This is a genomic window from Arthrobacter globiformis (assembly GCF_046536215.2).
Classification (GTDB): domain Bacteria; phylum Actinomycetota; class Actinomycetes; order Actinomycetales; family Micrococcaceae; genus Arthrobacter; species Arthrobacter globiformis_E.
This window is the reverse complement of sequence record NZ_CM143421.1, coordinates 2,118,840-2,142,589: the sequence shown is the minus strand read 5'-3', so window position 1 is coordinate 2,142,589 and position 23,750 is coordinate 2,118,840. Positions and strand designations below refer to the sequence as shown.

21 protein-coding genes and 1 tRNA gene are annotated in these 23,750 nt (G+C 66.1%); 16 read left to right on the top strand and 6 right to left on the bottom strand.

What is annotated here, in order from left to right; genetic code table 11:
* The first annotated feature begins 127 nt into the window (after positions 1-127).
* A tRNA-Thr gene (locus R5O87_RS09540) sits at positions 128-201 on the top strand.
* A 53-nt stretch (positions 202-254) separates the two neighbouring features.
* Here the strand turns inward: R5O87_RS09540 and R5O87_RS09535 are convergent.
* On the bottom strand, positions 255-923 hold the full coding sequence (locus R5O87_RS09535; RefSeq protein WP_410555265.1) for a TetR/AcrR family transcriptional regulator: 669 nt from the start codon (positions 921-923) through the stop codon (positions 255-257).
* Positions 924-1,018: 95 nt separating this feature from the next.
* Here R5O87_RS09535 and R5O87_RS09530 point away from each other — a divergent pair, with 95 nt between their 5' ends.
* The 7 genes from R5O87_RS09530 (at position 1,019) to egtD (ending at position 9,993) form a co-directional block, all read left to right on the top strand.
* A complete protein-coding gene (locus R5O87_RS09530; RefSeq protein ID WP_410555266.1) occupies positions 1,019-2,032 on the top strand; it encodes an NAD(P)-dependent alcohol dehydrogenase in 1,014 nt (337 codons plus the stop codon).
* A gap of 240 nt (positions 2,033-2,272) precedes the next feature.
* A complete protein-coding gene (locus R5O87_RS09525; RefSeq protein WP_410555415.1) occupies positions 2,273-3,601 on the top strand; it encodes an MFS transporter in 1,329 nt (442 codons plus the stop codon).
* Between the two features lie 364 nt (positions 3,602-3,965).
* Positions 3,966-5,294, top strand: a complete 1,329-nt coding sequence (locus R5O87_RS09520; RefSeq protein ID WP_410555267.1) for an MFS transporter — start codon at positions 3,966-3,968, stop codon at positions 5,292-5,294.
* A gap of 316 nt (positions 5,295-5,610) precedes the next feature.
* Positions 5,611-6,903, top strand: a complete 1,293-nt coding sequence (gene egtA / locus R5O87_RS09515; protein WP_462836420.1) for an ergothioneine biosynthesis glutamate--cysteine ligase EgtA — start codon at positions 5,611-5,613, stop codon at positions 6,901-6,903.
* On the top strand, positions 6,893-8,242 hold the full coding sequence (gene egtB / locus R5O87_RS09510) for an ergothioneine biosynthesis protein EgtB (RefSeq protein ID WP_410555269.1): 1,350 nt from the start codon (positions 6,893-6,895) through the stop codon (positions 8,240-8,242). Before egtA ends, egtB begins: the two co-directional genes overlap by 11 nt.
* A 3-nt stretch (positions 8,243-8,245) precedes the next feature.
* Positions 8,246-9,010: an ergothioneine biosynthesis protein EgtC gene (gene egtC, locus R5O87_RS09505; RefSeq protein ID WP_410555271.1), complete on the top strand. Its 765-nt coding sequence runs from the start codon at positions 8,246-8,248 to the stop codon at positions 9,008-9,010.
* Positions 9,007-9,993: an L-histidine N(alpha)-methyltransferase gene (gene egtD / locus R5O87_RS09500; protein ID WP_410555272.1), complete on the top strand. Its 987-nt coding sequence runs from the start codon at positions 9,007-9,009 to the stop codon at positions 9,991-9,993. The genes egtC and egtD overlap by 4 nt, the downstream gene beginning before the upstream one ends.
* Before the next feature lie 42 nt (positions 9,994-10,035).
* Here egtD and R5O87_RS09495 read toward each other — a convergent pair whose 3' ends face one another.
* Positions 10,036-11,220 carry an aminotransferase class V-fold PLP-dependent enzyme gene (locus R5O87_RS09495; RefSeq protein ID WP_410555273.1) on the bottom strand — a complete coding sequence of 395 codons (1,185 nt, stop codon included), beginning with the start codon at positions 11,218-11,220 and terminating at the stop codon, positions 10,036-10,038.
* Positions 11,221-11,612: 392 nt separating this feature from the next.
* On the opposite strand from R5O87_RS09495, the gene R5O87_RS09490 reads away from it, so the two are divergent.
* The 5 genes from R5O87_RS09490 to R5O87_RS09470 all read left to right on the top strand — a co-directional run bounded on the left by R5O87_RS09490 (position 11,613) and on the right by R5O87_RS09470 (position 17,264).
* Positions 11,613-12,998, top strand: coding sequence for a protoporphyrinogen/coproporphyrinogen oxidase (locus R5O87_RS09490; protein WP_410555274.1), 1,386 nt, complete (start codon positions 11,613-11,615; stop codon positions 12,996-12,998).
* A gap of 72 nt (positions 12,999-13,070) precedes the next feature.
* Complete coding sequence (dapA, locus tag R5O87_RS09485; protein WP_410555275.1) at positions 13,071-13,964, top strand: 4-hydroxy-tetrahydrodipicolinate synthase; 894 nt, start codon at positions 13,071-13,073, stop codon at positions 13,962-13,964.
* Between the two features lie 3 nt (positions 13,965-13,967).
* Positions 13,968-15,449, top strand: coding sequence for an alanine/glycine:cation symporter family protein (locus R5O87_RS09480; protein ID WP_410555276.1), 1,482 nt, complete (start codon positions 13,968-13,970; stop codon positions 15,447-15,449).
* 38 nt (positions 15,450-15,487) lie between these two features.
* Positions 15,488-16,981 (top strand): aldehyde dehydrogenase family protein, encoded by a 1,494-nt coding sequence (locus R5O87_RS09475; protein ID WP_410555277.1) that lies wholly within the window; start codon positions 15,488-15,490, stop codon positions 16,979-16,981.
* 37 nt (positions 16,982-17,018) lie between these two features.
* Positions 17,019-17,264 (top strand): hypothetical protein, encoded by a 246-nt coding sequence (locus R5O87_RS09470; protein ID WP_410555278.1) that lies wholly within the window; start codon positions 17,019-17,021, stop codon positions 17,262-17,264.
* Between the two features lie 106 nt (positions 17,265-17,370).
* Here R5O87_RS09470 and R5O87_RS09465 read toward each other — a convergent pair whose 3' ends face one another.
* Positions 17,371-17,718: a hypothetical protein gene (locus tag R5O87_RS09465; RefSeq protein WP_410555279.1), complete on the bottom strand. Its 348-nt coding sequence runs from the start codon at positions 17,716-17,718 to the stop codon at positions 17,371-17,373.
* A gap of 257 nt (positions 17,719-17,975) precedes the next feature.
* Here R5O87_RS09465 and R5O87_RS09460 point away from each other — a divergent pair, with 257 nt between their 5' ends.
* Both R5O87_RS09460 and R5O87_RS09455 read left to right on the top strand, forming a co-directional pair.
* On the top strand, positions 17,976-18,278 hold the full coding sequence (locus tag R5O87_RS09460; RefSeq protein WP_076798765.1) for a DUF4193 domain-containing protein: 303 nt from the start codon (positions 17,976-17,978) through the stop codon (positions 18,276-18,278).
* A gap of 366 nt (positions 18,279-18,644) precedes the next feature.
* Complete coding sequence (locus tag R5O87_RS09455) at positions 18,645-19,193, top strand: AMIN-like domain-containing (lipo)protein (RefSeq protein WP_410555280.1); 549 nt, start codon at positions 18,645-18,647, stop codon at positions 19,191-19,193.
* Between the two features lie 102 nt (positions 19,194-19,295).
* Here R5O87_RS09455 and R5O87_RS09450 read toward each other — a convergent pair whose 3' ends face one another.
* From R5O87_RS09450 to R5O87_RS09440, 3 genes are read right to left on the bottom strand one after another with little or no spacing between them, the layout of a single operon-like run.
* Positions 19,296-20,858, bottom strand: a complete 1,563-nt coding sequence (locus R5O87_RS09450; protein WP_410555281.1) for an APC family permease — start codon at positions 20,856-20,858, stop codon at positions 19,296-19,298.
* Positions 20,859-20,870: 12 nt separating this feature from the next.
* Entirely contained in the window at positions 20,871-21,896 is a 1,026-nt protein-coding gene (locus R5O87_RS09445) for an agmatine deiminase family protein (RefSeq protein WP_410555282.1), read from the bottom strand.
* Positions 21,893-22,960, bottom strand: a complete 1,068-nt coding sequence (locus R5O87_RS09440; RefSeq protein WP_410555283.1) for a nitrilase-related carbon-nitrogen hydrolase — start codon at positions 22,958-22,960, stop codon at positions 21,893-21,895. Before R5O87_RS09440 ends, R5O87_RS09445 begins: the two co-directional genes overlap by 4 nt.
* A 215-nt stretch (positions 22,961-23,175) precedes the next feature.
* On the opposite strand from R5O87_RS09440, the gene R5O87_RS09435 reads away from it, so the two are divergent.
* Entirely contained in the window at positions 23,176-23,655 is a 480-nt protein-coding gene (locus tag R5O87_RS09435) for a Dps family protein (protein ID WP_387105017.1), read from the top strand.
* Positions 23,656-23,750 lie beyond the last annotated feature (95 nt).

The window sequence follows — 23,750 nt, the reverse complement described above, 5'->3', positions numbered from 1 at the left end:
CCCGGCTCCCCGGATTTTTCCGGGGGCCGGGCCACTGCCCGTTAAACCCTTGGGCCCGTTTTTACGGGCGGGCGGTCCTTGGGCTAACCTTATCTAGCGCCATAGCGGCGCCCGCCCTGACGGGCACGCCTCCTTAGCTCAGTTGGCCAGAGCACCGCTCTTGTAAAGCGGGGGTCGTCGGTTCGAATCCGACAGGGGGCTCGTTCTTTTGGCTTTGGCCTGCAGTGTTAGTTCGATGCGGCCAAACATCATCGCTAGCCAGCCGGTGCCGGCTCTAACGCGTTGAGGATCAACTCCAGCCCGTAGGCGAATTCGTTTCCGTAGTCGTAGCCGGGCTGCATGACCACCTCCGTGGCGATCTCCACCATATGCGGGTATTCCCCGGTCGCGAACCGTTCCATTATGGGGCCGGCCACCTCCGCCATCGGTCCACTTCCTGCTAGGGGCAGCGAGGCTTCCTGGAGGGCGAATCCGTAGATGTAGCTGTCCAGCAGCGAGTAGGCCCGGGCGGTCTGTTGCACGGTAAAGCCCGCTGCACGCAATGTCGCCAGCGTTGCCTCGTGGTGTTTGAGGGTCGCCGGGCCGGGAGCTTTGCGGGATTCGAGAAGCCCGATCGCCCAGGGATGCCGCCGCAGCACTTTGCGCGCCGAATGGGCCCTGCGATGCATCTGTTCCTTCCAGTCCCCTCCAGCCTCCGGTGTTTCGATTTCGGTGAAAACCAGGTCCACGAGGCCGTCAAGGATCTCGTCCTTGTTGGCCACGTAGTAGTACAGGGTCATCGGCTTGGTGCCCATCTTCTGGGCGAGAGAACGTATTGACAGGGCGGCGATACCCTCCCGGTCCGCTAACTCCAGAGCCTTCTGCAGGACCTTCTCCCTGCTGAGCCCCGGCCGGTCCCCGTTGCCCGCGGCTGCGTCCTTCATTATTCGCCCTTCCCAAGTCTTCCACTTCCGTACACTGTACGATACCCTTTTCGTACAGCGTACGAAAACACCTGCAAGGAACAGAAGGGAACGTCATGAAAACGCAGGAGCGCTCTGAACAACAGGGCACCGAAACCGTGGAGGACATGCGCGCTATCGTTCGGGACACCTACGGAGGGCCGGAGGTGCTGCGCCTGGCGCGCGTGCCCCGTCCCGTTGTCAAAGGCGGCGACGTGCTCGTCCGGGTCAGGGCTGCCGGCGTCGACCGCGGGGTCTGGCACATGATGACCGGCCTGCCGTACCTGGGCCGTCTCGCGTTTGGCTTCCGGAAGCCGAGGGACCCGGTTCAGGGCCTGGATCTCGCAGGAACCGTAGAGGCCGTGGGTCCCGGCGTCACACAGTTCGCCGTCGGCGACGCGGTGTACGGCAGCGGCCGTGGTTCCTACGCGGAATACGCAGTTTCGTCCGAGGCCAAACTGGCCGCGAAGCCCCAGTCACTCTCCTTCGAGCAGGCTGCGGCGGTGCCGGTCTCCGCTGTCACTGCACTCCAGGGCCTGCGCGCCGGGAAACTCAGGGAGGGGCAAAAGGTGCTGGTGACCGGCGCGTCCGGCGGCGTGGGCAGCTACGCGGTCCAGCTGGCCAAGGCCTACGGGGCGCAGGTCACCGGAGTCTGCAGTACCGGCAAGGTCGAGTTTGTCCGCACCCTCGGCGCGGACCATGTCATCGACTACACCCGTGAGGACTTCGCCGACTCCGGCCCGTACGACCTCATCCTGGACATCGCGGGAAACCCGCCGATCCGACGCCTGCGCCGCGCCCTAACGACTACCGGAACGGCCGTCATCACCGGCGGTGAGGGCGGCGGGAAACTGACCGGAGGCCTGCACCGCCAGCTAGGCGCCCTGGCGCTCTCACCCTTCATCCGCCAACGGCTGACCACGTTCCTCGGCCTGGTCCGTGCCGCCGAACTCCAGGAACTCACCCCTCTCATCGAGGACGGCAAAGTAGCGCCGGCCCTCGACCGGACCTTTACGCTAGCTGAGGCGAAGGACGCGCTCCGCTTGCTGGAAGATGGGCAGGTGTCCGGCAAGCTGGTGCTCACCATCTGACGGCTCCAAGCCGACGGGCATGCCGTCCCCGGCATGGGAGGCCATTCACGGCCCCGCGAACGCCAAGTAACGCGCCGGGACCTCCGCTTGGTTCGAGGCATTCGTGATGGACGTACGCTTCATCCTGCCGGACCATGAAAGGGGGTCCTCGTGGTCTGGATGCTCCGGGGACACCGCCAAAGAAGCAGACGGACCGGAGCTATTCCCTTCCCGAACCGTCAGGAGTGACCAGTGCCAAACATGCGCAATGCAACTTCCCGTCGGAACGAGGCCTCACCGGCAAGCAAACGACGCTTCCTGATCAGAATGGTCACCGTGCTGGTCGGCGGCATGTTCCTTGACGGCTACGTGCTCGGCATCCTGGGGCCGGTGACCGGCAGGATGACCGAGGACCTGCAGCTCACCGCGGTCTGGCAGGGTCTGATCGCGGCGGCAGCCCTGATCGGGATCCTGGTCGGCTCCCCTCTGGGTGGCTGGGCGGCGGACAAGTGGGGCCGGAAGCCCATCTTCATGTTCGACGTCGGCCTGTTCGCCATCGCGTCCGGCATGCAGTTCTTCATCGACTCACCGGTCTGGCTCATCGTGGTCCGGCTGCTGATGGGCATCGCGATCGGCGCCGAGTATGCCGTCGGGTGGCCGCTGATGGGTGAGTTCTCACCGACCCATCTGCGGGGCCGCCTCCTGGGCGCAATGCAGATCGCCTGGTACGGCGGTTTCATGCTGGCATTCCTCATCGGGCATCTGCTGAGCGAGTACACGAACCTGAGCTGGCACTTCATCCTGGGAACGAGCACGTTCATCGCGGTGGCCCTGTTCCTCGGGCGGATCGGCCTGCCGGAGTCGCCACGCTGGCTGTGGAGCGTTGGCCGCAAGGACGAGGCCCGCGCCCTGGCCTACAAGTACATGCCGGAGGACGCGCTGGACGATGTGCAGCACGAGGATGTCCGGAAGGGCAGCTTCAGGATGCTCTTTTCCAGGCAGTACTGGCGGGCCACGCTGTTCATCTCCGGGTTCTGGTTCTGCGCCGTGACACCGTACTTCGCCATCGCGACCTTCGCCGACAGCGTCCTGAACCAGTACGGCCTCGCGGGCGGGCTCGCCGGCGGCGTCGGACTCTCGGCCCTCGCCCTGGCCGGGGTCATCATCACCTTCCTGCTGATCGACAAAGCCGGACGCCGCATCCTGACCGTCCCCACACAATGGCTGTGCGGCGTCGTGCTGGCGGTCATCGGGCTGTGGGCGGGCGCGCCTGCGCCCGTCGTGCTCATCCTCTTCCTGATCTTCTCGTTCTTCAACGCGATGTACAACGCGTTGACGGGCGTGTACCCGAGCGAGGTCCTTCCGACAGAGATCCGGGGGATCGGAACCGGCTTCGCGGCCGCTTTTAGCCGCATCGGTGCCGGAATCGGCATCTTCCTGATGCCGATATCGATGGAGAACTTCGGCCCCGGCCCGACCATGCTGATAGCCGCCGTCGTCGCACTCGCCGGCGCGGGACTGTCCCAATGGCTGGCTCCGGAAACCAAGGGCCTGAGCCTGACCGAGGCGGCAGCAGGATACTCGCACTAAGACCCGACCTACCCCGGGAGGCGCTGCATCTTCGGAAGGAGTTTTCGTCCACGTATCGCGACTTCCGGGGGCCTTAGCGGCCAATATCTGGACAAAAACTCGAGAGATTTAAGGGACGGACGACGCCGGCCGGCCATTGCGGGTGGCCGGCCGGCGTCGTTGTGGGTCAGGTCGGTCGACGCGTCCGCAATAAAGCTATTGCATTAATCATACAATGATGTATCTTTAAGTTGTGACTCGAGCCACACTCGACTCGCCGAGGCGCCCAGCCCCGCGCCCCTCATCTGCCGGCCAAACCCGCCGCAGAATAAAACCAAATCCACTCTTTCCTCCCCAACACGCAGGAGTGACGACGATGTCATCCATGAAGAATCCAACAGCCCAACGTGGCCTGGCCACGACGGCCAGCAAGCGACGCTTCCTCATCAGAATGGTCACGGTCCTGATCGGCGGCATGTTCCTGGACGGCTACGTCCTCGGCATCATCGGCCCGGTAAGCGGCACGATGGCCAAGGACCTGCAGCTCACGGCGCTGTGGCAGGGACTCATCGCCGCAGCCGCGCTGATCGGCATCCTGGTCGGTTCGCCTGTGGGCGGCTGGATCTCCGATAAGTGGGGCCGCAAGCCGATCTTCATGTTCGACATCGCCCTGTTCGCCGTTGCGTCGGGCATGCAGTTCTTCATCGACTCGCCGGCATGGCTGCTCGTTGTGCGGCTGCTGATGGGCATCGCCATCGGCACCGAATACGCCGTGGGCTGGCCCCTGATGGCGGAGTTCTCACCCACCCACCTGCGGGGCCGGCTCATGGGTGCCATGGGCATCGCCTGGTACGCCGGGTTCATGATCGCGTTCCTGATCGGCCATCTGCTCACCGAATTTACCAACCTGAGCTGGCACTTCATCCTGGGAACGAGCACCTTCATTGCAGTCGCCCTGTTCCTGGCACGGCTCGGCATGCCGGAGTCACCCCGCTGGCTCTGGAGCGTGGGCCGCAAGGACGAAGCCCGTGCCCTTGCCTACAAGTACATGCCGGAGGACGCGCTTGACGACGTCCAGCACGAGGACGTCCGCAAGGGCAGCTTCGGGATGCTGTTCTCCAAGGAATACTGGCGCTCCACGCTCTTCATCTCAGGCTTCTGGTTCTGCGCCGTGACGCCGTACTTCGCCATCGCCACCTTCGCCGACAGCGTCCTGGACCAGTACGGCCTCGCCGGCGGCCTGGCCGGCGGCGTCGGACTCTCCGCCGTCGCCCTGGCCGGTGTGGTCATCACGTTCCTGCTGATCGACAAGGCCGGCCGCCGGGTCCTGACCGTTCCCACGCAGTGGCTGTGCGCCGTCGTCCTCGCCGTCATCGGCCTGTGGGCCGGAGCGCCGGCGCCGGTGGTGCTCGTCCTGTTCCTGGTCTTCTCGTTCTTCAACGCCGGGTACAACACGCTGACCAACGTCTACCCGGGCGAGGTTCTCCCCACCGAGATCCGGGGCATCGGTACGGGCTTCGCGGCCGCCGTCAGCCGGATCGGGGCGGGCATCGGAACGTTCCTGATGCCGCTGTCGATGGAGAACCTCGGTCCCGGCCCCACCATGCTGATCGCCGCCTTCGTCGCCCTGGCCGGCGCCGCGCTGTCCCAGTGGCTCGCGCCGGAGACCAAGGGCAAGTCGCTCACCGAAGCGGCCGCCGGGTACGCACACTAACGACGGCGGCGCCCGCCCATATGAATTGAACCAGCCTTCGGGAGGAGTTTTTGTCCACGTATCGCGACTTCCGGGCGGTTTAGCGGCCATTATCTGGACAAAAACTCGGGAGAGGGCCAAGGGAAGTACGACGCCGGCCGGTCACCTCGTGAGGTGACCGGCCGGCGTCGTACTGGTGAGCTCAGCCGACGTGCCTGGCAGGGCCTCCCGTTTGGTCCTCCGTAGCACTTTTGTGCGGCCGCATAAACCGTTGACAAGGCTGGAAGGGGGCTGTTTAGCTTGCCGCCAGAAGACACCGACGTCGAAGGAGTGGCACGTGACCTCCGCTTTGCAGGCCGGGCGCGACATCCGCCCCCTATCCGAGTCCGACGCCGAAGTGTATGTGGCCTCCGTGTGCTTCAAGACCGGACCGCCGGGTGCTGCCGGCGTGGAGGTCGAGCGGCTGGTCCACGACGCAGCTGATCCACAGACCCCCGTTACGGTGGCGCGTGTTCGTGAGGCCATGGCGGCCTCGGCGGAGGAGCTGCCCGGCGGGGGAGTGATCACCTTCGAACCCGGCGGCCAGCTGGAGGTGAGCTCCGCCTGCGCCCCCGGTCTTGCCGCTCTCGTCGAAGCCACACGGAAAGACCTCGCGGCCGTTGAGACCCGGCTTTCGGATGCCGGCCTGTTCTTCGGTTCGGCCGCCCTGGATGCCGGACGCCCGGCTGTGCGGTCACTGGAGCATCCGCGGTACGCCGCGATGGAGCGGCACTTTGACGGTTTCGGTCCCGCCGGACGCACGATGATGTGCTCCACAGCTTCACTTCAGATTTCCCTGGAAGCCGGATTCGATAGTCCCGCATCCACGGGCGCCGCGCAACGCTGGGCACGGTTGCACAATCTCCTGCCGGTCCTCGTCGCCATGTTTGCCAACTCGCCCTTCCTGCACGGCGTCCCCAACGGATGGCAGAGCAACCGCCAGCGCACCTGGCTGGCCATTGACCCGACCCGGACCGCAGCGGTCCCAAGCTCGGCGGATCCCCGGTGGGCGTGGGCGCGCTACGCGCTCGACGCGCTGGTCCTCTGCATCCCGTCACAGGGGCCCTGCTGGGACCCGCCGCAGGGGCTGACGATGCGGGACTGGCTTGGCGGGCGAGGGCCCAGGCCTGCCACACTGGGCGATCTGCAATACCACCTCACAACGCTTTTCCCGCCCGTCCGGCCACGCGGATTTCTGGAACTCCGCGTGATCGATGCACAGGCGGGCCAGGACTGGGAGCCCGTCGCTGCGATAGTCGCCGCGCTCATGGACGACGAACACGCCGCCGACCTCGCCGCAGACGCCTGCGCACCCCTGACGTCGCTGCCCGACCCGATGCGGACGGCCGCCCGCGAAGGGTTGACGAATCCGGGGCTTGCCGGGGCCGCCCGGCTTTGCGCCGAGGCGGCACTCAACGCGCTGCCGCGCCTGGGGGCGGACGCCACCACCCGGAACCTGGCCGAAGACTTCGTCGAGCGCAATACGGCGAGGGGCCGGTGCCCGGGCCAGGAGCGACTGGACCTGTGGGAACGAACCGGCAACTGGTTTGCCGAACCGGAGCCAAGGGAGGCTTTCGCCGATGCCAAATGACCTGCCCGGGGCCCCTGCCGACCCCGAAACGCTCAGGACCTTCATCGCCGAAGGGCTGGAACGTGCCCGGAACCGCACCCATGCGCTGACCGACTGCGACGACGAGGATCTTCTGAAGCAGCACTCGCCGCTGATGTCACCGCTGGTGTGGGACCTGGCTCATGTAGGGAGCCAGGAGGAAATCTGGCTGGTACGCGATGTGGGCAAAATGGAACCGCTGCGGTGCGATATCGACGAGATGTACGACGCGTTCCAGCACTCCCGCAGCAGCCGGCCCTCGCTGCCGCTGCTCTCACCGGCGGAGTCCCGCAGGTACATCGCCCAGGTCCGGGACAAGGCGCTCGACATCCTGGACCGTACGCCCCTCGAGGGCGCACCGCTGGTGCACCGGGGCTTCGCGTTCGGAATGATCATCCAGCACGAGCAGCAGCACGACGAAACGATGCTCGCCACGCACCAGCTCCGGACCGGCGCGCCGGTCCTCCACGGCCGGCCCCTGGACGCCGGCAGCCGCCCCTCGGACCTGCATGCCTTGGCCAGGGAGGTGCTGGTCCCTGCAGGGGAATTCACCATGGGGACGTCGGTGGAACCATGGGCGCTGGACAATGAACGGCCGGCACATACCGTGGAGGTGCCTGGCTACTGGATCGATACCGTCCCGGTGACCAACGGCGCGTACCGGCACTTCATCGAGGACGGCGGCTACCGGAACCCCCGCTGGTGGAGCCAGGATGGCTGGAAGCATTGCGTGGAGGCCGGCTTGGTGGCTCCCAAGTACTGGGAACGCGACGGCGACGGGTGGTGCCGGACCAGATTCGGCGTCGTGGAACGCGTGCCGGACGATGAGCCGGTGCAGCACGTGAGCTGGTTCGAAGCGGACGCGTACGCACGCTGGGCGGGGCGCCGGCTCCCGACCGAAGCCGAATGGGAAAAAGCAGCGCGCTACGATCCCCGGTCAGGGCGGTCGAGGCGCTATCCCTGGGGAGACGACGATCCTGCACCACATCACGCCAACCTTGGCGGGGCAGCCCTCCGGCCGGCCCCGGCCGGTTCCTTTCCCGCGGGGGCCTCCCCGATGGGGGTGCGGCAGCTTATCGGCGACGTCTGGGAATGGGTGTCCAGCGACTTCGGCCCGTATCCGGGATTCAGCGCATTCCCCTATCCGGAATACAGCGAGGTGTTCTTCGGGTCCGACTACAAGGTGCTCCGGGGCGGGTCCTGGGCCGTGGATCCTGCCGCCTGCAGGGGTACCTTCCGGAACTGGGACTACCCGATCCGCCGGCAGATCTTTACCGGATTCCGCACGGCGCGCGACGCGTCGCCGGCGGAGGATTGCTAGCCCATGTGCCGCCATCTCGCCTACATCGGGACGCCGGTGCCGCTGGCCGAGCTGCTGCTTGTCCCCGACCATGGACTTTTGGCGCAGTCGTGGGCACCGCGCCGCCAGCGGTACGGGACTGTCAACGCCGACGGTTTCGGCGTCGGATGGTACGCCCCGGGCGATCCCGTGCCCGCCCGCTACCGCCGTTCCGTCCCGATCTGGGCGGACAGGTCCTTTGCCGACGTCGCCCGGGTCACCTCCAGTGCGGCGGTACTGGCAGCGGTGAGGTCGGCGACGCCGGGGATGCCGCCGGACGAGTCAGCGGCAGCGCCGTACGCGCACGGCCCCTGGCTCTTTAGCCACAACGGCCGGGTGGAGGACTGGCCGCATGCGCTGGAGGAACTGGCTGCTTCGCTCCCGCCCGCACGCCTGCTGGCCATGGAAGCGCAGGTCGATTCGGCGTTGCTCTGGGCCCTCGTCCAGGAGCGGCTTGCCGCCGGCGCCTCCGCCGGAGAGGCTCTGATGCAGGTGGTCAGCGCTGTCTCCTCAGTTGCCGGTGGAAGATTCAACTTTCTGCTCACCGACGGAACAGCCATCGCGGCCACAGCCGCCGGGGACAGCCTCTTTTGGCGGGCCGGTCCGGGAGGCGTGGTCGTCGCCAGCGAGCCTTCCGATGAGGGCCCAGGGTGGCAGGAGGTCCCGGACAATTCCCTCCTGACAGCCACCCCCGGCCACGTCGAAGTTTGTCCCATTCCGACTCTTACGAAGGAGCACGCAGCCACATGAGCCTCTCCGCCGACCGCAGCGACATCGTCCACCACCTGCCCCCGGACCACCTGGAGCGAACCCTGCGCGCCGATGTGTGTGCCGGGCTCGGCACGTCACCCAAAACGCTGCCGCCCAAGTGGTTCTATGACAAACTCGGCAGCGCATTGTTCGAGCGCATCACGGACCTGCCGGAGTACTATCCGACACGGGCCGAACGTGAAGTGCTGGAGCTTTTCGCCGCTGAGATGGCGGCCGCGAGCCCGGCGGAAACGCTGATCGAACTAGGTTCCGGATCGTCCAGGAAGACCCCGCTGCTGCTGGATGCGCTGCGGAAGGCGGGGCCTCTTCGCCGCTACGTCGCGGTGGACGTCAGCGACAGCGCACTGCTGGATGCGCGGAACGAACTGGCGCCCGCCTTCCCAGACCTTCGGCTGGAGGCAGTGGCAGCGGACTTCGAAACCCAGCTGCACGTGCTGCCGCACAACGGGCGCCGCATGGTGGCGTTTCTGGGCGGCACCATCGGCAATTTTGAGCCGGCGGCCAGGGCGCGCTTTCTCGTGGGGATCCGCGAGCTGCTCGGCGAAGAGGGCGGTTCGCTGCTTCTCGGAACGGACCTGGTGAAGTCACCGCACATCCTGGTTCCGGCATACGCCGACGCCGAGGGGGTCACCGCCGAGTTCAACCGGAACGTGCTCCGCGTCCTCAACGCCCAGCTGGGTGCCGATTTCGAGGTGATGGCGTTTGATCATGTCGCAGTGTGGATGCCCGAGGAAGAGTGGATTGAAATGCGGCTGCGGGCGACGAAGCCGATGCTCGTGCGCCTGCCGGGTGTGGGCCTGGAGGTCAGGTTCGACGAAGGCGAGGAACTCCGCACCGAGATTTCGGCGAAGTTCCGGCTCGAGGGAGTGGCGCGCGAGCTCGAATCGGCCGGTTTCTCCATCGCAGGGCAGTGGACCGACAGCCAGAACCGCTACGCCATGACGCTCGCGGAAGCCGTCTAGGCTGTCCGGCTGCGCAGACACCATGCGGCGGAGCGGACCTGCTCACCGGGGGAGGAGTTCCACCAGCTGCAGGATCTCGTTCTCGGTGTTGTAGTAGTGCACTGAGGCGCGGACCACCGTTTCCGCCACGTGGGAGCTTCCGGTGAGGATGGACTGGACCTCGCCTGAGGGCCGGGGAGCCACCGAGACATTTATTTGGTGCTCGCCCAACAGTGCCCTGATGTTCCCCGCCTCGTGTCCGTTCACGGAGAACGTCACGATGCCGCACCGGGTGATGCCGTGGTCGTGGACGGTAACCGCCGGAACCGCTGCCAGCTCGGTCCGCAGTTGCTCCGCCAGGGAGCCCACGCGCTCCTGCACAGCCTCCAGACCCAGGTCCAAGGCGTAGTCGACGGCGCGGCCCAGGCCCAGCCTTCCGGCGATGCTGGCCTCCCAGCTCTCAAAACGCCGGGCATCGCCGCGGATTTCAAAACCCTCGGCGCCGGAGGAATAGGCAGACAGCCCGTCCAGGGCGAGCGGGTCAAACCGCTCCAGAACCGAGGCGCGCACATACAGGAACGCGGTGCCGCGCGGGCCCCGGAGGAACTTCCGACCCGTTCCGGCCAGCACATCACAGCCCAAGGTCTCCACGTCCAACGGCATCTGGCCCACAGACTGGCACGCGTCGAGCACAAACAGCACCCCGGCGGCGCGGCAACGCCGGCCCACCTCCGCTGCCGGATTGACCAGGCCGTCCGCCATGGGCACATGCGTCAACGCGACCATGGTCACGTTTCCGCGCTCAAGCTCCCGCTGAAGATGTTCCACATCGACCTGCCCGTAGGGATCGTCGTCGAGAACCTCAATCTGCAGGTCGTTCCTGCGCGCAAGTTGCCGCAGCGCCATGGCGTTGCCTGAATACTCCGAGCGGCCTATCAGCAGCCGTGAGCCGGGGACAAACGGAAAGCTGTGCATCGCCACGGCCCACGCCCGGCTGCCGCTCTCGGCAAGGGCGATCTCTTCCGGCCGTGCGCCGATCAGCCGCGCCACGGAGGAATACACGTTCTGCAGCCGGCCGGCCGCCTCCTCCGCCGCTTCATAACCGCCGATTGCCTCCTCGCGTCGCAGATGCCCCACCACGGTCTCCGCCACGGGGCGGGGGACGAGCGCGCTTCCCGCGTTGTTCAGGTGGGCCACGTTGAGGACCCCGCGGGTCTGCTCGCGCACCGCGCGCACGTCAATCGCCATGAGTCACATCCTGCCCCAAGGGGAGGAGTTTTTGTCCACGTATCGCGACTTCCGGGCGGCTTAGCGGCCATTATCTGGACAAAAACTCGGGAGGGCTAAGGGGAGCACGACGGCGGCCCGGTCACCTTGTGAGGTGACCGGCCGCCGTCGTTCTGGTGAGGCCGGCGGACGTTCCGCGGTGGCGGTGATTCCGTCTTCTCCTCCGTAGCACTTTCGCGCATCCGCAAAAAAGCTATTGCATTAATCATACAATGATGTATCTTTAATTTGTGACTAGGGGCACACCCCGCTCCAGGACCCACATTGCCACCCACATACTTTCCCACCGCCGGACGGCAGCCGAAGTCGGCAGCCCCGGCCCCCTGGATACCTGAGTAAGAAAGTTCAAAATCATGAAAGATGTAGTCATCGTCGGCGCTGGACTCGCTGGCCTGTCAGCAGCATGGCGGCTGCGGCACTGGGACACTGTTGTTCTGGAGTCGGAGCACCGCGTCGGCGGACGGATCCGCTCGGAGCGCCGCGGTGCCTACTGGCTGAACTGGGGCGGGCACGTTTTCGCCGGCGCAGGATCCTCCACGGACGCACTGCTCAACGAGGTCGGAGTGACGGCCGTGAACATTCCGGGCTCGCTCCAGGCCCTGTCCATGAACGGCAAGTTCATCCGCAAGGGGCACATCGCCACGTACCCGTTCCGCATCCCGATGTCCCTGTCGTCCCGCATCGACACGCTGAAGGCCGGCATGAAGGTTGTCAGCGGCGTCGCCAAGTACACGGGCGTCGTCCGGAAGCGCACCGGGGAGTCCGGTGCCATGCGGCAGCAGCGCATCTACGACTTCGAGAACACCAGCTCGTTCCAGGACTTCATCGGAGACCTGTCAGAGGATGCAGCCGCGCTGTTCAAGACCACCGTCACCCGCTCGGCCGGTGACATGGACGAGATCTCCGCCGGCGCCGGCATCGGATATTTCAGCCTGGTGCTGGGCATCGGCCAGGGCCTCAGCCAGGGCATCGTCGGCGGCCCGTCCACCCTCACCGAATCGGTCGCAGCATCCCTCGGCAACCGCATCCAGCTCGGTGCCGTCGTGCAGGAAGTCGTGCACAAGAAGGATTCCGTCGTTGTCCGGTACACCCAGGGCGGAGTCGACCACGAGGTGGAGGCCCGCACTGTTGTCCTCGCGACCACCGCCGACGTGTCGCACCGGATCGGCGTGGACCTTCCGGAGGAACTGCGCGGCGCGCTCAGCCAGATCAAGTACGGCCCGCACGTCAGCACGGCGTTCCTGACCAACGAGACCTCGGCACGGCCCTGGGACGACATCTACGCCATCGCGGCGCCGAAGCGCTCGTTTGCGATCGCCCTGAACCAGGCAAGCATCGTCCGCGGCACCGAGTCCGTGCGGAAGCCCGGCGGCAGCTTCATGACGTTCTCGCCGGCCAGCCTCGGAAAGGCCCTGCTGGACAAGAGCGACGAGGAAGTCATCAAGACCCACCTCACCGACCTCGACCAGGTCCTCGGCCACGGGTTCGCCGACAGCGTCGTCGAAGCCAAGACCGACCGCTGGAAGGTTGCTTCCCCCTACTGCTTCCCGGGCCGGGCCAAGATCCAGTCCACCCTCATGCGGGGCACCGACCGGGTGTTCCTGGCCGGCGACTACCTCGGAACCCTCTACACCGAAAGCTCCATCACCACAGGGTTCTCGGCAGCGCAGGAGGCCGCCAGCCTGCTGGCCACGCACCGCCAGGCCCCGCCGCAGTCCGGCCTCTCGATCGTCGCCTGACAGCGGCCGTCGCGCGAACCAACCCCCGTTTTTCACCCGTACCTAAACCCCGTACTTAAGAAGAGGAATCTCATGTCCAACGACCTCCGCGGTGTCCTGACCGCCCTGTCCACCCCCTTCGCCCAGGATGGCGCCATCGACGTCGACACCCTGCGCCGCATCGTTGACCGCTCCATCGAGGCCGGCGTCGACGGCGTCGTCGCAGCCGGTTCCACGGGTGAGGTCGGTGCCCTCTCCTCCGAGGAGCGGCTGCTGCTCATCAACACCGTCATCGAACAGGCGAACGGCCGCGTCCCGGTCATCGCCAACACGGGCGCCACCTCCACCGACGAAGCCATTCGTCTGTCCCAGGCCGCCGAGAAGGCCGGCGCGGACGTGCTCATGCTCATCACGCCGTACTACGAGCCGCTGTCCCTGGAGGAAACGGTTTCGTACATCAAGGACGTCGCCCGCTCCGTCAGCATCCCGGTCATGCTCTACAACATCCCGGCAGTCACCGGCGTGAACCTGGACCCCGCCACCGTCCGCGCGCTCGCCGAAGAAGTGGACAACATCAAGTACATCAAGGACTCCAGCGCCAACTGGGAACAGGCACTGCAGCTGATCCACCACCACTCGGACGTCATCGGGACCTTCATCGGCTGGGACGTCTACCTCTACAGCGCACTGGTGGAAGGCGCAGCAGGCGTCATGGCCGGCACCGCCAACGTGGTCCCCAACGAGATCGTCGCCGTCAGCCGCCTGATTGCCGAAGGCGACCTGGCGGGAGCCCTGGAACTGTGGAATGGCGTGTACCCGGTCATTGACGCGCTCCTCTCCGTGCCGTTCATCCCGGCCGTCAAGGCCGGCCTGACCCTGCAGGGCCTGCCTGCCGGCTCGCCCCGTCGCCCCACCGCCGATCTCAACGCCGAGGACCTCGCACGCATTGAGCAGGCCCTTTCCTCGCTCAAGCAGACGGTGGGATAAGGGATGGGTGACTTCGCGGAGCTCCTGTCCGGCATTTCCGACGCGATCTGGGCGCCCATGGCCTACGTCGTGCTGGGGCTCGGCGTCGCCTACTCGGTTGCCACCAAGGGCGTGCAGTTCAGGAGAATCCCCGACATGCTCCGGCAGTTGAGGGACAGCGAAGGCGGCGAGGGAGGCCTGTCCTCCTTCCAGGCCCTCGTGCTGGCGCTGGCCAGCCGGGTCGGCGTCGGCAGCATCGCCGGTGTTGCCACCGCCGTCAGTGCCGGCGGCCCGGGCGCCCTCGTCTGGATGGCCGTCACCGGCCTCGTCGGATGCACCGTCGGCTACGCGGAGGCCGCCCTGTCGCAGACGTTCAAGCGCCAGGTCCAGGACGAGGACCGCCGCAATGCCAACGAGGACATCGGCGGCATGCCGTACTACATCAAGTACGGCCTGAAGCTGCCCAAGGTGGGCGCGCTCGTCGCAGTCCTGGGTGTGATCGGGTACGGGTTCGTCTTCCCCGGCCTCCAGGTCAACACCATCGCCGCCAGCGCCAAACTGGCCTTCGGCCTGGACAGCTGGATCCCCGCCGTGCTCGTCACGGTGCTGATCGCGCTGGTCATCTTTGGCGGCACCACCCGCCTGGTGAAGGTCACCCAGGCGCTGGTCCCGGTGCTCGCCATCGGCTACCTGGTCCTGGCGCTCGCCGTCATCGGCATCAACATCGGCAGTGTTCCGGCCGCTGTGGCGCTGATCTTCCAGTCCGCAGTGGGCATCCACCCGGTCCTCGGCGGCATCGCCGGTGCCGCCGTCGCCTGGGGCGTACGCCGGGCAGTGTTCGCCTCCTCCAACGGTCTTGGTGAAGCAACGTTCGCGGCTGCGGCAGCACGGACCTCACACCCCGGAAAGCAGGGCCTGGTCCAGACCTTCAGCATCTACATCGACGTGCTGCTGATCTGCATGGCCACCGGCCTCATGATGGTGGTTTCCGGCAAGTACAACGTCTCGGACGGTTCAGGCGGCTTCATCATCAACAACATGCCGGGCGTGCCGGTCGGCGCCAACTGGGTCCAGGAAGCCATCGACACGCTGGTCCCGGGCTGGGGAGCCGGGTTCGTTGCAGTCGCCGTGCTGCTCTTCGGCTTCACCTGCCTGCTGGCCTACTTCTACGTTGCCAACTCCAACCTCCTCTACCTGCTGGACGGGAAGAGCGGGCACGGCTGGAAGACCCTCCTCAAGGTCGGCACCATGGCCATCGTGTTCTTCGGATCCGTGGTGAACGCGAAGCTGGTCTGGGCGGCCGGAGACATCGGGCTCGGCCTGATCGCCTGGGTCAACCTCATCTGCCTGGCCTTCCTGTTCCCGCTGGTCCGGAAGATCTACCGCGACTACGAACACCAGCGGAAGCTGGGCCTGAACCCCGTCTTCGATCCCAAAGCCCTGGGCATCGAAGGAGCCGAGTTCTGGGAACACGAGACCGAAAAGTCGCCCGCCGCCGTCAAGTAGGCACATCGCTTAGCTAAGAAAGGACTGAAGGAAAAATCATGACCACGACAGAAACATCCTCGTTCACCGTCCGCAGGGCCGGAGACGCACCCACGCCGTCCCTGCCGCCTTTCGGCCAGTTCATCGGCGGAAAGTTCGTCGCCCCGGTTTCGGACGCCACCGCCGATGTGGTGAATCCGGCCACCGAGGAAACCATCATGCAGGTTCCCTCCGGCTCCGTTGAGGACGTCGACGCGGCCGTCGCCGCAGCCGTGGCGGCCAAGGCCGACTGGGCAGCGAAGACCCCCAAGGACAGGTCCGCGGTCCTGCTGCGCATCGCCGACATCATCGAGGACAACCGCGAACTGCTCGAAACCCTGGAAGCCGTCAACACCGGCAAGCCCGCGGCCGTGGCCGAGGACGACATCTCGAGCGCGGTCGACACGTTCCGGTTCTCGGCCGGCGCCGCCCGGGCCTTCACCACGCTCGGCGCGGACGACTACGCAGAGAACCACACCTCCGTGGTCTTCCGCGAGCCCGTCGGCGTCGTCGGCGTGATCACCCCGTGGAACTACCCGCTGCTGATGGCTGCGTGGAAGATCGCCCCGATCCTGGCCGCCGGCAACACCCTGGTGCTCAAGCCGTCGGAGCAGACGCCGCTGACCACGCTCAAGCTGGCAGAACTCATCGCCGCCGAGGTTCCCGCCGGTGTCCTGAACATCGTCACCGGCTCGGGCCGGGTGGTGGGCAACCGGATTTCGGAGCACCCGGACGTGGACCTCGTCGCCATCACCGGAAGCGTCGGCAGCGGCCAGAAGGTCGCCGAAAGCGCGGCCGCCACGGTCAAGCGCGTCCACCTGGAACTGGGCGGCAAGGCACCCGTCGTCGTGTTCGAGGATGCCGACCTGGAAGCCGCCGCCAAGGGCGTGCGCTCCGCGGGGTTCTGGAACGGCGGCCAGGAGTGCGGCGCAGCGTGCCGTGTCCTGGTCCACGAGTCCGTCGCCGAGAAGTTCACCGAGCTGCTGGTCCGTGAGGTGAGCGAGATTTCGGTCGGCGCCCCCGGTGCGGGTGACGACGTCGAGATCGGTTCCATGATCTCCAAGGCCCACTACGAGCGGGTCCTGGCGGCGCTGGAGGACATCCGCAAGGACGGGCTGACCATCGCCGTCGGCGGCAACGCCCTGGAGGGGCCGGGCTACTTCGTCGAGCCCACCGTCGTGACCGATGTGCCCGCCGGCGCTCCCATCACGAGCAACGAGATCTTCGGCCCGGTGGTGTCGGTGGAAACCTTCAGCACCGACGAGGAGGCCATCACCCGGTCCAACGAAACCGTCTACGGGCTCGCCGCGTCGGTGTGGACCACCAACTCCGCCCGTTCGCTGTCCGTGCCCCGCCGGCTCGACTTCGGCACCGTCTGGGTCAACTCGCACCTGGTCATCGCCAACGAAGTGCCCTGGGGCGGCTTCAAGGGCTCCGGCTACGGCCGCGACCTCTCCATCTATGCCCTGGAGGACTTCTCCCGCACCAAGCACGTCATGTACAACCGCGGCTGAAACCAGACCCGCGTACAACTGGAAGGGAAGATGCAGGTTGAATAGCAGCCGCACGGCGAAGTGGTTGTCGCTCGCCCAGGGGGACGTCATTACTTTCAGCCGCCAGGGACTGGATCTTTGGGGCGGCGTCATCGATGACCGCACCGAAGACGGCCACATCATCTGGGTGACTGACGAGGTGGGCACCCGCCGGCTGGTCCACTCGCAGGACGAATACGACTTCGCCGTCACCGGCAACGTCTATTTCAGGGACCCCCGGGCGGCTGAGGCACTGACCGGCTGAACCCTTACGGCTGAGCTTCAGGGCCGCAAACCCCTCCGTTCCGGCTCCTCGCCGGAACGGAGGGGTTTCCTTCGTGCAGGCCGCCGGGACGTCGGCAGCCACGCCGCTAGTCGGCGTCGATCTCCTCCAGCAGGTCCTTGGCGGCCTTGCGGATATCGTCATGGTCATACTGTGCCGCCCTGCTCTCCAGCGAAATAATGGCGCAGCGGTGGACCTTCTTGAGGTCCCCGAAAGGAAAGCTCACGCTGCCTTTCGTGCCCTCTGATTTCTCGCTGTCAATCCCGAGGTGCCACTTCGAGAACTCATCGAAGCCGTGTTTGTCGATGAAGGAATTCTCGTCGTCGGCCGAGGGAGCATGTTCGCTCCAGTCGTCACGGACGTCCTTCTGCACCTTCCCCTTCTTAATGAGGCTGCGCGCGTGGTCCAGTGCCTTGCGGTTCAGTTTCGTAGCCATGTGCCCTCCGCTGCTGGGTGGTTAGATCCAGGATGGTCAGATGCAGGAACAGATCAAGGCTAAGACCGACGACGGCGGCCCGCCAGACCGCGCCCCCAAGGACCGGCGTAAATGCCGCCGCCAACGCCGCGGAACGGCGGAAAAGACCCATTAGTGTCGCGTTGCCCACACTATTCTTGACGTTGCCGCTTAATGACCTAAACTGCTTCACTGAGGTGCCTGAATGGCGCTGTGCAGCAACGAAAGTGAACAACGCTATGGCTACCGATTACGACGCCCCACGCAAGACAGAAGAAGAGTCTCCCTCCGAATCGCTGGAGGCACTCCAGGCGTCCCGCGGCGGCGGTGCCCAGACCGCCGTTATCGACGTCGACGAGAATGACACCGCCGAGGGAATCGACCTTCCGGGCGCCGACCTTTCCAACGAGGAACTGACGGTCATCGTCGTTCCCGAGCAGTCCGACGAGTTCACCTGTGGCTCCTGCTTCCTGGTCCGCCACCGGTCCCAGGTGGCCAAAGAAAAGAACGGCATGAAGTACTGCCACGACTGCGAAGGCTAAGAGACAGCCCTCCTAGCATGTCCCGCTTTGCAGCCAGGCAGCCTTCATAGCCAGGCAGCCGACAGAGCAAAGCCACGCGAGGCGCCGGCTCCCCACTGGGGAGGCTGGCGCCTCGCTTTTGTTGTGCCCGCGTTCCCGCCCGCTTCGACGGGCTGCAAAGGCCCCGTTATCTGCGGTAACGGAAGCATGGAGAAAGGGCCACGAACGCCTCTCGATGCCCTAAAAAGGCCGCCCGGAATTACGGCCCCGTGACCCTTATTTTGCGAGATTAACAGTTGCGCCCCGAACCGGCCACATCCCTCGTTTCGGGCTTTTGGCGCTCCTACTCTGGAGCTATCCAAACACTCACTCGAAAGGGGTGGCCAAATGAAAAAAATTCCCGCCTGGCTCACAGTCATCCTCCTGGCTGTTGGACTGGGCCTGCTGGCTCCGGGCTCCGCCTCGGCAGCCTCCTACTGCGGGCAGGTGTGGGGCTCGCTGGCGAAGGCAGACAAGACCATGAGCACCGCAGCCATCACCAACGTCCGTACCGGGCAGCATTACTGCTTCGACCGCCTCGTGATCGACCTCAAGGGCAAAGCCAAGGGCTACAACGTCCGTTACGTTTCCGAGGTGGCCCAGGAGGGCTCCGGCCTGCCGCTCAAGCTGCGCGGCGGCGCGTTCCTGCAGCTCACCATCAACTCGCCGGCCTATGACAATGCCACGGGCAAGGCCACCTTCACCCCGGCCAACCGGTCGGAGGTCACCAACGTTTCCGGCTACCACACGTTCCGGCAGGTGGCGTGGGCCGGCAGCTTTGAGGGTTACACCACCCTTGGACTGGGCGTCCGTGCCCGGCTGCCGTTCAAGGTGTACACGCTGGACGGTCCCGGCTCCGGTTCCCGGCTCGTCGTCGACGTCGCCCACTACTGGTGAGCCCACTGCCGGTGAGATGCCCCCAGTAGGGGAGCAGAGTTAAAAGCAACGATGCCCCGCCTCCCGGTCCGGGAGGCGGGGCATCGCTGTACGTGGATGGGGCTATTCGGGAACCACCAGCGCGGGGGTGTCCTGGCGGATGGTGTCGCCGCGGAAGTAGCCCGGCCGCAGCCGCGACATCACCAGCATGATGACGACTCCGAGGGCCAGGATCCCCACCCCGAGCACGAACACGAGCCCCACGCCGAAGATCTCCGAGCCGCTGCCGAACTCCGGCGCCCAGCTGTCGACGGCGGTCTGGATGAAGACGACGGTGAGGACCAGCCCGCCCAGCATGGGGAACAGCAGCCGCATGAAGAAGTTGCGGACGCTGGAGAACAGGCTGTGCCGGAAGTACCACGTGCAGGCGAAGGCGGTGAGGCCGTAATAGAAGCAGATCATCAGGCCCAGGGCCAGGATGGTGTCGTTGAGGACGTTCTCGCTGACCACCTTCATGACCGCGTAGAAACCGCCGGAGATCCCGCCCGCGACCAGTGTTGCGAAGCCGGGGGACCCGAAGCGCTTGCTGACCGACGCGAAACGCGGCGGCAGGGCGCCGTAGTGGCCCATCGCAAGCAGGCTGCGTGCAGGGGAGGCCATCGTGGACTGCAGGGACGATGCGGTGCCGGAGAGCACGGCGAGAGACATCAGGATGGCCACCGGACCCATGACCGGCGAGGCCAGCGCGGCGAAGATATTCGACTGGTTGTCCGGGTTGTTCAGGCCAATACCGTCGGCGCCCGTGCCTGCCACCATCATGGTGGCCACGATCACTGCGAGGTAGAGGGCGAGGACGGCGATCGCCGTCGTCGTTCCTGCCTTGCCTGCGGTGCCCCTGCCGCCTTTGGTTTCCTCATTCACGGTCAGGCACACGTCCCATCCCCAGTAGACGAAGACGGCCAGTGACATGCCGGCGGTGAACTGCTCAAAGCTCTCGATCTTCGCGGGGTTGAACCAGTCCCAACTGAACGCGAGGGATGTACCGGTGTCACCGGATGCTGCGTGCGTGAGCGCCATGATGATGAAGAGGACCAGGACCAGGACCTGAAAACCGACGAGGCTGTATTGCACGAGCTTGGTGGCGTGCAGGCCGCGGTAGCTGACCCAGACGGCGAGGGCCACGAACGTGAGGCAGGTGGCAATATTGACTGCCGTGTTGGCGGTCAGGTCTGCGAGCTCGGGGTTGTTGAAGACCTGGGCCAGGAAGAGATAGAAGAAGTCCACCGCGACGCCTGCCAGGTTGGACAAAACAATGATGTTCGCGGCGAGCAGACCCCAGCCGCCCATCCAGCCGACGAAGGGGCCGAACGCCTTTGTGGTCCACGTGAACGTGGTCCCGCTGTCCGGGGAGTCGGCGTTCAGCTCGCGGTAGGCGAACGCCACCAGGATCATCGGGATAAAGGCGACGATAAAGATCGCTGGCAGCTGCACGCCCACGGTCCCGACGGCGGGCCCCAGCGAACTGGTGAGGCTGTAGGCCGGAGCCACCGAGGAAATGCCCAGGACGACGACGGCCAGGAGGCCCAGCTGCCCGCCCTTCAGGCCCTTCCCGGTGATGCCGTGCGTTGCTTGGCCAGCCGGGGAAGTGCTGTTCCCGCCGGGCTGGATGCTCGTGGTTTGGCTCATGACAGGCCCTTTCTAGGCGGCAGCGGGCTGCTGCTGGGTGATGCAGTGAATTCCCCCGCCACGGGCGAAGAGTTCGCGGGCATCGATGCCCACCACCTTGCGCCCGGGATATGCGTCCGCGAGGATGCGGAGCGCCTTCTCGTCGTTCGGGTCGGAAAACGTGCAGGCGATGACGCCGCCGTTGACCACCACGTGGTTGATGTAGCTGTAGTCCACGAAGCCCTCCGGATCCGTCAGGGCGACGGGTGCCGGAACCTCGATGATCGTCCACTCCCGGCCTGCGGCGTCCGTGGTGGAGGACAGGAAGCTGATGATCTCGCGGCTCACCTCGTAGTCCGGGTGGGCGGGGTTCTGCTGGGAGTGGACCAGCAGCGTGCCCGGGGACGGGATGGCCGCGACGATGTCCACGTGCCCGCGCGTTCCGAACCGCTGCGAGTCACGGGTCAGCCCGCGCGGCAGCCAGATCACCTTTGTGGCGCCGATGGTCCTGGCCAGTTCAGCCTCGATGTCGGCCTTGCTGAGTCCGGGATTGCGGCCCGGATCCAGCTGCACCGTCTCGGTGACCAGCACGGTGCCTTCGCCGTCCACCTGGATGCCGCCGCCCTCGTTGACCAGCCCGGACACGAGGTGCCTGGCGCTGGACCGGCCGGCCACCTCGGCGGCGACCAGCGAATCCTTGTCCCAGCTGGCCCAGTCCTGCGCGCCCCAGCCGTTGAAAACCCAGTCGACGGCGCCGAGGGCGCCGTTTCCGTCCAGCACGAAGGTCGGACCGATATCGCGCATCCATGCGTCGTTGAGTTGCGCTGTCAGCACCTCAACGGCGGGGGACAGGTAGCGGGCGGCGGTTTCGACGTCGGACGGGTCAACCACCATGGTGACCGGTTCAAACTCGACGGCGGCGTTCGCGACGGCGGCCCAGACGGAGCGGGCGGCGTGCGCCGCCTCCGCCGTGTCGCCGAGGGTATAGCCGCCGGTGGGGAAGGCCATCCAGAGCCGCTCCTGGCGCGCCGTTTCGGCCGGCATGCGCCACGTGCTCACGCGTTCACCCGCTCGCTGGTTGAGGCCGTTTCCTCGCTGGTTGAGGTCGTAACCCTGGCGGCGCTGCCGAACGGTTCCTCCGGGCGGACCGGCTCGGTGAGCCGGGCGTAGGTGTCCGGGCGGCGGGTGGTCAGGAACGGGAACAGGGTCAGCCAGTCCTTGCGCTGGTCGAGGTCCAGGTCGGCCACGAGGACCGCCGACTCGTCGCGCGGCGCCTGGACCAGGATGCGGCCGTAGGGGTCCGAGATGAAGGACGAGCCGTAGAAGTTCAGGCTGCCCTCCTGGCCCCAACGGTTGGGGACCACCATGAACAGGCCGTTGGCGATGCCGTTGCCCACGATGACCTGCTGCCAGAGGGGCTGGGTGTCAAAGTCCGGGAACAGCGGCTCGGAGCCGATCGCCGTCGGGTAGACCAGCAGCTCGGCGCCGCCGAGGGAGTACATGCGGGCCAGTTCGGGGAACCACTCGTCCCAGCAGGTGGGCATGCCCAGCCGGGCGCCGCCGAGTTCGGCCGGGGCATGGACCCGGTAGGCGTCCCCGGCAGCGGGACCCTGGCGGAAGAACTTGTCCTCGTAGTATCCGGCGGTCACCGGGATGTGCAGCTTGTGGGTGCGGGCCAGAAGCTCGCCGGCCGGGGACACCAGAATGGAGGTGTTCAGCCCGAGGCCGTCATCCGAGCCGTCGGGGTTGCCGGCGTGCTGGTAGAGCGAGGCGTGGACGGTGATGCCGTTCCGGCGGGCGGCCTCGGCCGCGAAGCGGAAGGTGGGGCCGGTCAGCAGGTCCTCGGCGCCGTCGGAGGGGCGCGGCCGGTCCTGGCCCTGCCGAACAAGGTCATTCTCCGGAACCTGGTCTGCGGGGTAGCGGGAGAGGGTCAGCTCGGGCAGGAACACCACGGTGGCGCCCAGCCGTGCAGCCCGGTCGATGCCGTCGTTCAATTCGGCGCGGAGCGCGGCTTCGCTGCTGTGCCAGCGGTGCTGCACGAGGCCGACCCTCAGAGCGGGGCGGCCGGACGGCGCTGTCCGGGCGAGCGAGGCAGGCGCGTTGAGGCAGGTTATTTCGATCATGATGATGATTACTCCAGTGAGACGACCGTCACTAAATGAATGACGTTCATTTAGTATGCACGGGCGGCGGGAGTGTGGCAAGGGGTATTTGAATGCCGATCATTTATGACCCGCAAAGTAGTAAGTAAGCTGATCGTGAAATTCGGGCTCCGGCGCTCCCCGTGCCGGGGCGGCTGGGGTAGCGTCGAAACCACTGGACCAATCGAGGAGGATTCATGAAGGCTTCACCGACACTGACCAACAACATGCAGGCCGTCCTGACGGACCTGATCGAACTGCACATCCAGGGCAAGCAGGCGCACTGGAACATCGTTGGGACCAACTTCAGGGATCTGCACCTCCAGCTCGACGAGATCGTGGACGCCGCCAGGCTCTTTGCCGACGACATCGCGGAGCGCATGCGCGCCCTGCACGCCCTGCCGGACGGCCGCAGCGCCACCGTGGCAAAGGCGACCCACCTTCCGCAGTTCCCGGATGGGCTCATCAACACCAAGGATGCGATCGACCGCATCGTGGCGGCGCTCGAGGCGGCCGTGGGCACCATGCGCAAGGTCCACGACGAGGTGGATGAGGAAGACCCCACCACCGCAGACCTGCTGCACACCTTCATCGAAAAGCTCGAGCAGTTCGCGTGGATGGTCGGCGCAGAGAACATGAAGGCATCCGCCAGCGTCACGCACCCCGACGTCAAGTAGCGGCCCGGCGGGACATGCCCGCGTCGATTGCGGCCGGCAGCACCGGAGAATGTCTCCGGTGCTGCCTTTTTGCCGTGCCGGCTTACTTTGCGTTC

Excerpts from the sequence above, each read along its gene's own strand:
- R5O87_RS09535 (WP_410555265.1), bottom strand. The coding sequence starts at position 923 with ATGAAGGACGCAGCCGCGGGCAACGGGGACCGGCCGGGGCTCAGCAGG.
- R5O87_RS09530 (WP_410555266.1), top strand. The coding sequence starts at position 1,019 with ATGAAAACGCAGGAGCGCTCTGAACAACAGGGCACCGAAACCGTGGAG.
- R5O87_RS09525 (WP_410555415.1), top strand. The coding sequence starts at position 2,273 with ATGCGCAATGCAACTTCCCGTCGGAACGAGGCCTCACCGGCAAGCAAA.
- R5O87_RS09520 (WP_410555267.1), top strand. The coding sequence starts at position 3,966 with ATGAAGAATCCAACAGCCCAACGTGGCCTGGCCACGACGGCCAGCAAG.
- egtB (WP_410555269.1), top strand. The coding sequence starts at position 6,893 with ATGCCAAATGACCTGCCCGGGGCCCCTGCCGACCCCGAAACGCTCAGG.
- egtC (WP_410555271.1), top strand. The coding sequence starts at position 8,246 with ATGTGCCGCCATCTCGCCTACATCGGGACGCCGGTGCCGCTGGCCGAG.
- egtD (WP_410555272.1), top strand. The coding sequence starts at position 9,007 with ATGAGCCTCTCCGCCGACCGCAGCGACATCGTCCACCACCTGCCCCCG.
- R5O87_RS09495 (WP_410555273.1), bottom strand. The coding sequence starts at position 11,220 with ATGGCGATTGACGTGCGCGCGGTGCGCGAGCAGACCCGCGGGGTCCTC.
- R5O87_RS09490 (WP_410555274.1), top strand. The coding sequence starts at position 11,613 with ATGAAAGATGTAGTCATCGTCGGCGCTGGACTCGCTGGCCTGTCAGCA.
- dapA (WP_410555275.1), top strand. The coding sequence starts at position 13,071 with ATGTCCAACGACCTCCGCGGTGTCCTGACCGCCCTGTCCACCCCCTTC.
- R5O87_RS09480 (WP_410555276.1), top strand. The coding sequence starts at position 13,968 with ATGGGTGACTTCGCGGAGCTCCTGTCCGGCATTTCCGACGCGATCTGG.
- R5O87_RS09475 (WP_410555277.1), top strand. The coding sequence starts at position 15,488 with ATGACCACGACAGAAACATCCTCGTTCACCGTCCGCAGGGCCGGAGAC.
- R5O87_RS09465 (WP_410555279.1), bottom strand. The coding sequence starts at position 17,718 with ATGGCTACGAAACTGAACCGCAAGGCACTGGACCACGCGCGCAGCCTC.
- R5O87_RS09460 (WP_076798765.1), top strand. The coding sequence starts at position 17,976 with ATGGCTACCGATTACGACGCCCCACGCAAGACAGAAGAAGAGTCTCCC.
- R5O87_RS09455 (WP_410555280.1), top strand. The coding sequence starts at position 18,645 with ATGAAAAAAATTCCCGCCTGGCTCACAGTCATCCTCCTGGCTGTTGGA.
- R5O87_RS09450 (WP_410555281.1), bottom strand. The coding sequence starts at position 20,858 with ATGAGCCAAACCACGAGCATCCAGCCCGGCGGGAACAGCACTTCCCCG.
- R5O87_RS09440 (WP_410555283.1), bottom strand. The coding sequence starts at position 22,960 with ATGATCGAAATAACCTGCCTCAACGCGCCTGCCTCGCTCGCCCGGACA.
- R5O87_RS09435 (WP_387105017.1), top strand. The coding sequence starts at position 23,176 with ATGAAGGCTTCACCGACACTGACCAACAACATGCAGGCCGTCCTGACG.